This is a genomic window from Aquimarina algiphila (assembly GCF_007489275.1).
In the GTDB taxonomy this organism is placed as follows: Bacteria; Bacteroidota; Bacteroidia; order Flavobacteriales; family Flavobacteriaceae; genus Aquimarina; species Aquimarina algiphila.
Genome location: NZ_VLNR01000027.1, coordinates 25,528 through 38,376 on the forward strand (window position 1 = coordinate 25,528; position 12,849 = coordinate 38,376).

Annotated in this window: 10 protein-coding genes; 5 read left to right on the plus strand and 5 right to left on the minus strand. The window is 31.7% G+C overall.

The window, feature by feature from the left end:
• Positions 1–107: 107 nt before the first annotated feature.
• Positions 108–989 (minus strand): hypothetical protein, encoded by an 882-nt coding sequence (locus FOF46_RS13970; protein WP_109435013.1) that lies wholly within the window; start codon positions 987–989, stop codon positions 108–110.
• A 76-nt stretch (positions 990–1,065) separates the two neighbouring features.
• Here FOF46_RS13970 and FOF46_RS13975 point away from each other — a divergent pair, with 76 nt between their 5' ends.
• Positions 1,066–1,746 (plus strand): ComF family protein, encoded by a 681-nt coding sequence (locus tag FOF46_RS13975; protein WP_143916864.1) that lies wholly within the window; start codon positions 1,066–1,068, stop codon positions 1,744–1,746.
• A gap of 133 nt (positions 1,747–1,879) precedes the next feature.
• On the plus strand, positions 1,880–3,496 hold the full coding sequence (locus FOF46_RS13980; RefSeq protein WP_143916865.1) for an Ig-like domain-containing protein: 1,617 nt from the start codon (positions 1,880–1,882) through the stop codon (positions 3,494–3,496).
• 27 nt (positions 3,497–3,523) lie between these two features.
• Here FOF46_RS13980 and FOF46_RS13985 read toward each other — a convergent pair whose 3' ends face one another.
• Positions 3,524–4,477, minus strand: coding sequence for a proline dehydrogenase family protein (locus FOF46_RS13985; protein WP_143916866.1), 954 nt, complete (start codon positions 4,475–4,477; stop codon positions 3,524–3,526).
• 47 nt (positions 4,478–4,524) lie between these two features.
• A complete protein-coding gene (locus tag FOF46_RS13990) occupies positions 4,525–4,827 on the minus strand; it encodes an ArsR/SmtB family transcription factor (RefSeq protein ID WP_143916867.1) in 303 nt (100 codons plus the stop codon).
• A 205-nt stretch (positions 4,828–5,032) separates the two neighbouring features.
• Here FOF46_RS13990 and FOF46_RS13995 point away from each other — a divergent pair, with 205 nt between their 5' ends.
• A complete protein-coding gene (locus FOF46_RS13995; RefSeq protein WP_143916868.1) occupies positions 5,033–6,385 on the plus strand; it encodes a short-chain dehydrogenase in 1,353 nt (450 codons plus the stop codon).
• A gap of 46 nt (positions 6,386–6,431) precedes the next feature.
• Here the strand turns inward: FOF46_RS13995 and FOF46_RS14000 are convergent, their stop codons facing one another.
• Positions 6,432–7,214: a nitrilase family protein gene (locus FOF46_RS14000; protein WP_143916869.1), complete on the minus strand. Its 783-nt coding sequence runs from the start codon at positions 7,212–7,214 to the stop codon at positions 6,432–6,434.
• A 631-nt stretch (positions 7,215–7,845) separates the two neighbouring features.
• Here FOF46_RS14000 and ileS point away from each other — a divergent pair.
• The gene (gene ileS, locus FOF46_RS14005) at positions 7,846–11,250 is read left to right on the plus strand and encodes an isoleucine--tRNA ligase (protein WP_143916870.1); all 3,405 of its coding nucleotides are present in this window, start codon (positions 7,846–7,848) and stop codon (positions 11,248–11,250) included.
• Positions 11,251–11,254: 4 nt separating this feature from the next.
• Positions 11,255–11,638, plus strand: coding sequence for a TraR/DksA family transcriptional regulator (locus tag FOF46_RS14010; RefSeq protein WP_109435005.1), 384 nt, complete (start codon positions 11,255–11,257; stop codon positions 11,636–11,638).
• A 120-nt stretch (positions 11,639–11,758) separates the two neighbouring features.
• On the opposite strand, the gene FOF46_RS14015 is transcribed toward FOF46_RS14010, so the two are convergent.
• Positions 11,759–12,652, minus strand: a complete 894-nt coding sequence (locus FOF46_RS14015; protein ID WP_109435004.1) for a carbonic anhydrase — start codon at positions 12,650–12,652, stop codon at positions 11,759–11,761.
• Positions 12,653–12,849: the final 197 nt, after the last annotated feature.

The following is a 12,849-nucleotide window of genomic DNA, read 5'->3' on the forward strand; positions in this document are numbered from 1 at the left end:
TGAATTTATCTAATTAAACACTTACAAAATTAATTTCTATCGAAAGCATAAAAAAACCGTCATATTTTTAAACAATATGACGGTTTTCTAATATTTATTTCAATACATTATTTTAACTCAAACTGTGTGTTAGAGATCATTCTTGGCCCAGAGAATAAGTTAACCACATAGTTCCCTTTTACAAGCTCTCCTTGTGCAGCATCAACCAATACACAAACATCTAAAGCTTCATTTTCATAGAATACTTTATTGCGTCCACTATAAGTAAGTACAGCATCATCAAAATTTACAGATATCTTATCTCCGATCAAGTTATTTTCTGGATTAATTACTTGAACAAAAAGATCTTTATCTCCTTTTTCTGTCAATTTATTTGGAGAAAGTGTAAAACATACTCTTACTTTTTCTGCTCTACTTGCCTTAGAAGAAGTTGATATTTTACCACTGTTACGTACACGTACTCCTTCTGCTTTGATATTTGCAGCAGTAAGTGCAGAACCTCTTTCTACGATATCAGCAAGTTTGGTGTTTTGTGTTTGTAAAGAATCAGATAAAATAATTCTTCTATTTAATGCTACAGAAGTACTATCAAGATCTGTAGCCAACTGCGTGTTAGCAGCTGTTAAACTATCTGCCAGCTTAAATAGTCTTTCACGTTCTTTTTTAAGTTTACCTACTTCTCTTCTGTAACGAGAGATCAAAGCAAGATTAGCATCATTGTCTTTTACACTATCTAATAGTACAACAATACGTTCTTTTGCCTTAAGCAAATGATCATCCATTACTTCATTAAGAGCGATAGCATTGTCATATTTTGTGATCAATTCTCCTAATTCGCTTTCAATAAGATCCTTTTCTTGTTGCAAAATTGCTTTATTTTGCTTCTCTTCGTTGTAAAACTTATACGTAAAAATCCCTAGAATAAGCAACAGTGCTCCTAGAACACCAATTAGAATTTTTAGGGTCAAGTTATTGTTTTGAGTTGTCATAATTAAAATTTATTATAATTTTTGATGGTTATTTTAATAGCTAAATATAATAATTAATGTTAATCTCCCTAATAAAATGCTAAGAGACTTAGCGTATTTACTCTATCCTATATATTGTGCTGCCTGTAACAGTCCTCTATATAAAAATGAAAGGTTACTATGTACTTCTTGTAGACACGAGCTCCCTTTAGGCAATTTCCATAACGTAAACGCAAAAAAAATTGAAAAAGTATTTTATGGTCGTGCCAAAATTGAAAATGCAACTTCTCTATTTGTTTTTCATAAGGATAGTTTGGTGCAAAACCTAATTCATAACCTTAAGTATAGGGGTAGAGAGGAAATAGGAACAGAATTAGGGCAATGGTTAGGCTCTGATTTATCACAAATAACTGAATATCAAGATATTGATATCATAATCCCTGTTCCACTACATAAAAAAAGATTACAGGAAAGAGGGTATAATCAAGTTGAAAAATTCGGAATCGAAATTGCCAAAAAACTGAGTGCTAAGTACATTGATTCTGTATTGAAAAAAAAATCTTACAATAAAAAACAATCTAAACACGGGCGACTTAGCAGATGGATCAATACATCTGAAACATTTAAGGTTGAAAATGAGTCTTTACTTGTAAATAAACATATTTTATTGATTGATGACATTGTTACAACCGGTGCTACCATAGAAGCTTGTGTAAAGGAATTAAATACCATCCCAGGGATTAAAATTAGTATTGCAACAATGGCTATAACCGAGTAATCTAACATGAAGATGAATTAAATATAAAGTTTTAGTGTTTTTTCTAACAGAAACCTCTAAAATAGTATTTCATTATGTTTTTTGTTTTTTAAATATAGTTGTTTCTTTGTCACTTAAAATCATCTCGGAGCATATGAGCAAAAGATTAAATATGGTATTGCTTACCTTGGTATCATTACTTCTGGTAGTAAATTGTGCCAAAAAAGGTTCGATTACTGGTGGCCCTAAGGATGAGACACCTCCCGTTTTTATTAAAGCCTTACCTCCCAATTTTTCAACAAATTTTGACAGAAATGAGATTCGAATTTATTTTGATGAATATATAAAACTAAACGATGCTCAAAAACAAATCATCGTCTCACCTCCTATGGATCCTAAGCCGACAATTACACCTCTAGGAGTACCCAGCAAATACATTAAAATTAAATTTATTGATACCTTATTAGAAAACACCACCTATAGTATCAATTTTGGAGAAAGTATTGTAGATAATAATGAAGAAAACCCAAACTCTTTTTTTAGATATGTTTTTACTACAGGAGACTTTCTTGATTCTTTAAGTGTAAAAGGCACAATAAGTGACGCTTACCAAAAAGAACCCGATTCCTATATTACCGTTGCACTATATGAGGTTGATGAAAATTATTCGGATTCACTGGTTTACAAAACTGTTCCGCGATACATTACCAATACGCTAGATAGTATTGGTTTTAGTTTACATAATCTAAAAGAAGGGAAATTTAAACTTGTTGCTTTAAAAGATGTTTCAAATAATTATTTATATGAACCTAAACAGGATAAAATAGGGTTTTATGAAGAAATTATCACGCTTCCAGAGGATACAGCAAAAGTATTTAATCTTAATATTTTTAAGGAAATTCTGGACTTTAAGGCATTAAAACCAAAACAGGTATCAAAAAACGAATTTCTTTTTCCTTATGAAGGTCTTTTAGATAGTATGAATGTAAAAATACTTAGTGATATACCGGATGACTACGATACTCAGGTTTTTCCGGATAAAGAAAAAGATACATTACATTATTGGTTTAGACCATTTTTTGAAGCCGACTCATTGATTTTTGAAGTCACCAATTCTAAAAATTATCGAGATACATTAGTTGCAAGATTTAAGGATCAATATAAAGATTCACTTAAATTAATTTCATCTGTAAAATCCAGTCTTGAACCTAATAAGAACTTTACCTTTTCGGCCAATACTCCTTTGGATAGTATCAATGAGAGTTTAATCTCATTAACCGATAAGGATACATTGGATGTTCATTTTTCTATAACATTAGATAAAGCTAAAAATGAAGCACAACTTATTTTTGAAAAAACAGAAAGTAATGCTTACAACTTAAAACTACTTCCTGATGCAATAAAAGATTTTATTGGTAATGTTAATGATACGGTACAATTTAATTTCAGAACAAAAAAAATTACCGATTATGGTACAATTTTTCTGACTCTTCAAAATGTCAAAGCCTATCCGGTAATAGTCCAGATCACAAACGATAAGGAAGAAGTAGTTTCAGAAAAAATAGCAAAAAGCCAAGAAACCCTTGTTTTTGAATACCTCAACCCTTCCAAATATTTTATTAGAGTAATTTTTGATCAAAATAATAATGGTAAATGGGATACTGGTAATTTCTTAAAAGGTATACAGCCAGAAGAAATGCGTTATTTCCTTGAGCCTATAGAACTACGAGCAAATTGGGAAATAAAACAAACCTTCACATTAGAAGAGTAACGCAAAGTATATTAGGCTCTAACTCTGTTATTCAGAAATAGGCTCAACAATATCATTTAGAGCTCTAAATAAATTCATCGGATATTCGGCTATCCTATTACATAAATACAAATACCACTCTTTACCGTATACAAAGTATAATTTTGTTGGATACCCTTGCTCTTTTAGAAGAGTTAGCTGTTCTGTTTGGATTCCAAAGAGGCTTTCAAATTCGTAAATATCCTTACTTATTTTATATTTTTGAATAAGTTTAAGTACTTCTTGCTGAATTTTGGAATGATGTGTTGCTATTGAACATTTATGATTCTGAGATAATAATTGATCTACAAAATATAAATATCTCTCGTCTAATTCTTTTCCTCTGGGAATAGAAAGGTGTGCCGGGGTCTCAAAAGCTCCTTTTACCATTCTAATTCTTCCTTCTTCTTGTATTAAATCTTTAAAATCATCCTTTGTTCTGTGAAGATATGCCTGAAGCGTTATTGAAGTATTTTTATAGGTTTTTGATATGGTTTTATATGTATTGAGCACTGCATCTGTTCTATCGATACCCTCTGCACTAATAATTACCTCAATATTATTTTTACTGGCTTCTTTACATATTGAGATCAAATTATTTAAGCACAAATCATTTGAAATTGCCAACCCAATATGAGAAAGGTCAAGAGAAACAGTCGAATTAAGATTTTGGTTTTTAATCTCATGCACTATCCTAATAAATTCGCTAGTTGCATCATTTGCTTCTTTTTCGGTCAGTGTATTTTCTCCCATAAACTCTATTGAGCACTTGAATTTGTTTTTATTCTGGTGTTTAACCTTAAGTATTGTTTCTTCAAGTGTTTCTCCGCCGATATATCTATTAGCAGCTTTTTTAATTGTTTTAAATAGTGCTTCGTTAGAAAGAATAAAATCTTTTGCCTCTTCGTTAACTGCAGCTTTTCTTAAAGCATTAGCACCCATTAAAAGTAATTCTTGTTCCATCTTTATATTTCTATTATTGATTTAAGAATTTTAGTCATCTAAAAAAATCAAAGTTCACTCCTCAATGAATTTATATAATTAAGTATTTCTTCTTCGTTTCTTTTATAATAGGTCCATTTTCCAATTCTTGTTGCAGTAAGAACATTTACTTTATGCATCATTGTAAGATAATGTGAAACGGTAGATTGAGACAGACCCGTCTTATCCTGGATATGACAAACACAGACACCATTATTAAAATCAGGTACATTGATTTGTGGAGGAAAGTTATCTTCTGGTTTTTTAAGCCAATAAAGAATATCAACTCGCACCTTATTTGACAATACCTTATTTATTTCTAAAAAATTCATGTTATAAATATATATCAATAAATCGAGATATAAATGAAAAAAATGATACACTATACTTAGCCAAAGTCCAGAAATCATTATATTTCTCAACAAAATATTCCAGAGTAGCTTAAGCAAGTTTCACTGAAAAGAGGGTATCATAAATAACACACTCTAATTATTTTTACTTATTATTAAACTATATATACTTGATAAAACTTGGCACATGAAGCATGTACATATTCTTTTTGTTTTAGTTGTTTTACTTCTAACAAGTTGTTCTGATGAAAAAACTGACGAAGCTTTATTACAAAAAGACAAGGAAGAACTTATTGAACAACTAGATTCTGATAAAGTATTAGCTTACAAATTTGGAAAAATATGTATCCGATCTTCTGCTGCACAAAATGATGTATCACCCGAGTTTAAGGAGTTTAAAACAAAATTTGATAAAATTTTTAACAAAGTTGTTTCCTATGATATTGAAAATTCCGAAGAGCTTTCTCTTATGGACTATATTTCAATATATCGAGATTACAGAGCAATGAAGAGCTTTGTAGAAGAAACAGATGAAGACATATTTCCAACTTTAACTGAAGCATTAACCAAAGTATATGGAGATTCTATAACCAAAACAGCCCCTTTACTTAGCAATGAAGAAAAGATAGTTATGCAAAATATTGAGCACGCCTTTTTAAGTGCAATTGTTATTGCAAGCCGGGATCTTGGAAAAGAAATTTCTCTATATGAAAGTTCAAAAACAAATCCTGAATTACTCCCTGATAGTGAAATTAAAACCTTGATGCAATATTTTAGAGGTTTTCTATTTTTCGAAAAAAAATTATATTACTTATCAGAAGATGAAATCTCCCGAAATATAGTTTGGCTAAACAATAATCCAGACACAGACCTACCACTTACAAGGGCTATATTTCAATGGAGAAATCTTGACAATCAAAAAACTCATATTGGTTTACATGCACTTAATCATCTTTTTAGAGGTTTTGATAGATTGATGATGGAACGTGACATTGATCAGGAAAGAGCACTACTCGACTTTGAAGAATTCCTTAATGATGCAGAAAAAATAGGTCTTGATAACGAAATCATTTGGTCCATAGAAACCTATCTGCATCTAAAACAAGAAAACAGTGAAAAAGCGATTTCTTCCCTGGAAAAATTAAAATCCAGCATATTGCTTTCTAAAAAAGAAAAAGAATCTATCGAAGAATCGATTACTTATCTTAAAGATAGAGAACCAGACAAGGTACTTAATGGCATTTATGATAAATACTTCTTAAGTAAAATAGCTACAAAATACATGATATCAATTCTGGCAAAAGTAGATTGGAAAAAATTGATGAAAGAACAGAATATTCCATATACAGATGAGACATTTAAGATTATTGACACCTTCAATAATTTTATAGAAAACATTGACAAATATTCTAGCATGGAGAGTCTTGAAAATGCCGGAGATGAGATAAAAAATCAAGGTTCTAAGTTATGGGATAAAGCCAAAGGGCTTCTTAATGATGATGAATCAGAGGATGAATCCAAAAAAGAGTCAGATGACTAATCAATATTCTCATATCTGAGATTACAGTCACATTTACAAACAAAAACTAATATAACTTAAAATCATCTCTATCCTCAAGAAAAGGCAATTTACCTCTAACTTTTTCAATATGAGATTTGTCTAAAGAAGCGTATAAAATTGCTTCTTTTTCGACTAACTCTTCTTCTATAACAGAATGACCAAGAACATCATACACTGCAGAATGTCCATTATATTCATATCCTTTTCCATCTAAACCAATTCGATTTACACCAATACAATAACACATATTCTCGATAGCTCTGGCCTTAAGCAATGTATCCCACGCATTAATACGGGGTTTTGGCCAACTTGCTACATACAATAATACATCATAGCCTGTAGTATTTCTCGCCCAAACAGGAAATCTAAGATCATAACAGACCTGCAACTTAATATTCCACCCCAAATACTCGATAATTACTTCTTCCTGACCTGATTCGAATACTTCATGCTCTTTGGCCAAAGTAAATAATTGATGTTTATCGTACCACTTGCATGTACCATCAGGTAACATAAAGATCAAACGATTGTAGTACTTATTTTCTTCTTTGACTATTATACTTCCTGTAATAGCACAACTAACCTTTTTAGCCATTGCTGCAAGCCATACCATAGTATCTCCTCGCATGGTCTCAGCAACCTCAGGGGCATTCATAGTAAACCCTGTGGTAAACATCTCCGGGAGAATAATCAAATCTACATCCTGAGTTATCGCCTCAATTTTCTGAGCAAACATTTTTCGATTCTGTACTGGGTTCTCCCATGCCAGATGAGATTGTATAAGCGCTATTTGTAAGGTTTGGTTCATAGGATAAAAATAATGAAATATAAAATAACGTAGTTTCTAAAATTAATATAGAATTATTGTTGTTAATTAGTTTGTTAAAAACAATTGCAAACCTAAGGACCAGGTAGTTGAATTTTACATTAGTTTTGTGCTTTAATTAATAAAAAGATACGCTAGACGTACGGTATTATGAGCGATTAAAAAGTTTAGAAAAAATAAGTGTTCAAGAAAATGTTTAAAAGAATTTAATTCTTGGTTAAGAGAGTTTGACAAAACATTAGTATTATTGTTTAAAATTTTCTGGAGAATTTGGTTTTTCCTGATATTGTTTCAAAAGCTTTTTTAAATAAAGATCTACTTTTTAAAGTGGATTTACTTCCTTCATTTCCAATAAAACTCATAAGATTTTCATCTCAAATGAACAATTTTAGAATAGACTCGGTTCTTATCTATTAAATGCTATTACATATCTTTCATTCCTAAATCCACTTAAACCGTTTTATTGCATTTTTAATGATTTTTTGCCAAAAAAAGAAAAGCTTTGTTAAAAAATCATATTTACCTAACATTTATTTTATATCACGGTATCATTTCAGGCTTCTTTTTTCCAGAAAATCCTTATTTTCGCAGACTTAATAGAAAGAACGATCAAATGAGTACGAAGTTTCCTGAATATAAAGGACTTGACTTACCTAAAGTAGCTAACGAAATACTAGACTTCTGGCAACAGAATAACATATTCGACAAAAGTATTAGTGAGCGTGATGGAGCAGAACCGTTTGTCTTTTTCGAAGGCCCTCCTTCGGCAAATGGATTACCTGGAATTCATCATGTAATGGCACGTGCTATTAAAGATATTTTTTGTCGTTATAAAACACAAAAAGGATATCAGGTACAACGTAAAGCAGGATGGGATACTCACGGACTTCCTGTTGAGCTTGGAGTAGAAAAAGAATTGGGTATTACCAAAGAAGATATTGGTAAAAAAATCACGATAGAAGAGTATAATGAAGCTTGTAAAAAAGCCGTTATGCGATATACCGATATCTGGAATGACCTTACTCAAAAAATAGGATATTGGGTAGATATGGAGGATCCATATATCACCTACAAATCCAAATACATGGAGAGTGTATGGTGGTTACTTTCACAAATTTACAATAAGGGTTTATTATATAAAGGCTATACAATACAACCTTATTCTCCTAAGGCAGGTACAGGATTAAGTTCTCATGAGCTTAATCAACCAGGAACATACCAAGATGTTACAGATACTACGGTTGTTGCTCAATTCGAAACCAAACAAGATACGTTGCCTTCTTTTCTTAAAGATATTGAAGGAACAATTTATTTTTTAGCATGGACAACAACTCCATGGACACTTCCATCAAATACAGCGTTAACTGTTGGTCCAAAAATTGATTATGTTGTTGTAAAAACATTGAACCAATATACTTTTGAGCCCACTAATGTCATTCTTGCTAAAAACTTAGTAGGGAAACAATTTTCTGGAAAATTTGTTCAGGTAGAGACCGAAGAAGAAGTTAATGCTTTTAAAGAAGGAGATAAAAAAATCCCTTATTTCATTTTAAAAGAATGTAAAGGAGTTGACCTTATTGATATTCGTTATAAACAACTTATTGACTATGTACAACCCTATCATAATCCAGAAAATGCATTTAGAGTAATCGCTGGTGATTTTGTTACTACAGAAGATGGTACTGGTATTGTACACACATCTCCTACTTTTGGTGCAGATGATGCTTTTGTTGCTAAACAAGCTACTCCAGAAGTCCCTGCATTATTAGTAATGGATGAAAACGACAATCTTGTTCCTACTGTTGACTTACAAGGTCGATTCATTAAGGAAATGGGAGATCTTGGCGGTAAATATGTAAAAAATGAATATTATGACGATGGAGAAGCTCCAGAGAAATCTGTAGATGTAGAAATCGCTATCAAACTTAAAATAGAAAATAAAGCTTTTAAGGTAGAAAAATACGTACACAGTTACCCTAACTGTTGGCGTACAGATAAACCTGTATTATACTATCCTCTGGATTCGTGGTTTATAAAAGTTACTGATTTTAAAGATCGTATGCACGAACTTAATCTTGGTATCAATTGGAAGCCCAAAGCTACAGGAGAAGGGCGATTTGGTAACTGGTTAGCTAATGCGAATGACTGGAACCTTTCTCGTTCTCGTTTCTGGGGAATTCCTTTACCTATCTGGAGAACAGATGATGGTAAAGAAGAACTTATGATCGGCTCTGTAGAACAATTGAAAACAGAGATGGCAAAAGCTATAGAAGCGGGAGTAATGGAAGCTGATATTTTTGCCGATTTTGTAATTGGTGATATGAGTGAAGAAAACTATAATAAAGTAGATCTTCATAAAAATGTAGTTGATAAAATCACTTTAGTTTCTGCATCAGGAAAACCAATGAATCGCGAAAGTGACTTAATTGATGTATGGTTTGATTCTGGATCAATGCCATATGCGCAATGGCACTATCCATTTGAAAATAAAGAAAAAGTAGAATCAGGTGAAAGAAAAGCTGATTTTATTGCAGAAGGAGTGGATCAAACTCGTGGTTGGTTTTATACCTTACATGCAATAGGTACTATGATTTTTGATGATGTAGCTTATAAAAATGTAGTTTCTAATGGCTTGGTATTGGATAAGAATGGTCAGAAAATGTCTAAAAGACTTGGCAATGCTGTTGATCCTTTTGAAACTTTAAAAACCTATGGCCCTGATGCTACTCGTTGGTATATGATTAGCAATGCCAACCCTTGGGACAACTTAAAATTTGATTCTGAAGGTATTGCAGAAGTACGGCGTAAGTTTTTTGGTACACTTTATAACACCTATTCGTTCTTTACCTTATATGCTAATATCGATAACTTCTCCTATACCGAAGCTGATATAGCATTAGCCGAACGTCCAGAAATTGATCGTTGGATTTTAAGTGAGTTACACACATTAATCAAAAATGTAGATGAATATTATAATGATTATGAACCTACCAAAGCTGCAAGAGCTATTTCTGATTTTGTGCAAGAAAACTTAAGTAACTGGTTTGTAAGATTAAGTAGAAGAAGGTATTGGAAGGGAGATTATCAACAAGATAAGATTTCTGCCTATCAGACATTATATACCTGTATGCTCACAATAACTAAGCTTGGAGCTCCAATCGCACCATTTTTTATGGATCGATTGTATAAGGATTTGGTAGCCGGTACTCAACGAGAAACATCAGAAAGTGTTCACCTTGCTCATTTTCCAATATATGATGAGACTTTTGTTGACAAAGCACTTGAGCATAAAATGCAAAAGGCACAAACTATTTCTTCTTTGGTGCTTTCTTTACGTCAAAAAGAAAAGATCAAAGTACGTCAACCATTACAGCGCATAATGATTCCGGTGCTAAATGAAGCTGAAAAAAAGGAGATAAATGATATTGCTGATTTGGTAAAAAGTGAAGTCAATGTTAAAGAAATAGAACTTATTGATGATGCTTCTGGGATACTAGTAAAACAAATCAAACCTAATTTCAAAGCATTAGGCCCTCGTTTCGGAAAAGACATGAAACTGATTGCCAATAAGATACAATCTTTCGATCAAGAAATCATCAAAATTCTTGAACAAACTGGCAGTTTTGATGTAGAAATTAATGATAAAATTATTACTTTAGGTACCGATGATGTAGAAATCAGTTCTCAGGATATTGAGGGTTGGTTAGTAGCAAACTCTGGTGCTTTGACTGTTGCATTAGATGTAACAATAAGTCCAGATCTTAAAAAAGAGGGAATTGCAAGAGAACTTATTAATCGTATTCAGAATATTCGTAAGGATAGTGGTCTGGAGGTAACTGATAAAATAGAAATTGTTTTTCAGGAAAATGAAGAAATCCAGGAAGCTATTGCTAGTAATGAGAATTATATTAAAAATGAAACCTTAACTGAGACAATTGAATTTGCTTCGGATGTAATAAACGGTACAGAAATTGCGTTTGACGACATTGCAACTCAATTGATAATTAAAAAACATTAAGAATATGGCAGAAGATATCAAAGTAAGGCACAGTGACGCTAATTTGGCGATGTTCAAGGAAATTATCCTTGATAAAGTGGAAAAAGCACAAAAAGATTTGGAATTACTTAGAAGTGCATATAAAAATGATGGTAATAATGGTACAGATGATACCTCTCCAACATTTAAAGCCTTCGAAGAAGGAAGTGAAACAATGTCTAAAGAAGCTAATACGCAACTTGCCATTAGACAAGAAAAATTCGTACGTGATTTAAAAAATGCACTATTACGAATCGAAAACAAAACCTATGGAATTTGTCGTGTAACGGGTAAATTAATTAATCCAGAACGATTAAAATTAGTTCCGCATGCTACGTTGAGTATTGAAGCAAAGAATATGCAGAGCTAAGAAACAAATTAAATTAGTATAACAAAAGGATGTCTTAATAGACATCCTTTTGTATTTATAAAAAGACCATTTAAAAATGTTTTAAACGATCTTAATACTTAACCTAAGTAAATAACCATCTTAGCTCTTTGTTTTCACTATTCTACCATTTAAATCTTGTGTTGGTCTATAATTTTTATGCATGATACTTTCAAACTTTTCTAATTGCTCTGTAGATGCTGTTATAGATTCCTTTACAACGAACCAAGTTACAATTTCTGAACAGCCAGGAGTTGTTAACGAACCTCCATATGTATAAAAATCCATATCCCCTGGTAATAAATCTTCAACCTTAAATGTAGATGTATTGGTAAAATGATCACCTTTCTGTTCTGGTAAGTCATCAAGATATTCCTCTAAAACATCATTTTCTTCTCCTTCTTCAAAGAAAACACCAACTACTCCCAATAGTTTTGTAATGGGATCTTGATGTACCAAATGCATTTCCATTGGATATCTTTTACCATTAACAGTGTGTTCGCTACCCGTATGAAAATGAAACTGCAGAAGGTCATAATTAATATTATCAAGAGATGCATAACTACCCATATCATAATTGAACTGAACAGTGTGTCCATTATTAATGATATCTGTTGTGCTTTCACCATAATTAATATTTATGTTATTAATACTACCGTCTTCAGTAACAGCACTAGTAATAATATTAATAGGAGATTGAGCATTACCTCCACAATCTACCCATTCATCTCCGCAAAGATTAGCCCAAAACTCAGGTCCTTCAAGACCTTCATATTCAAAATTACAATCTGTAGATGAAGATTTTCCATAGTAGATATTTGCAAGTTCCATTTCACTTACTCCACGAGTATTGCTATTGGTATTATCTACAATTGGTTCTTGTATTGTCTCTTCCCCTTCACAGGAAGTTAAAATAGATAATAGTATTATACAAAATACTACTAAAATTGATCCTTTTAAGTGTACACGATGTATACGTAACTTTGTGGTTTTCATAACAATTTAAATTTGGTTAACATTTTTATGTGTCAAAATTACATTTATAAAAAAATCAACATTCACCATTAATCAATAGATCTGATGATTTTAATCAAGGCTTTTATTGATTAAAATCAATTTTTAATCAATAAAATCGCAAAATAATTTATATCTCATGTAACCTTTTTTAAAATTTAAGGTATAAGTAATAGAAG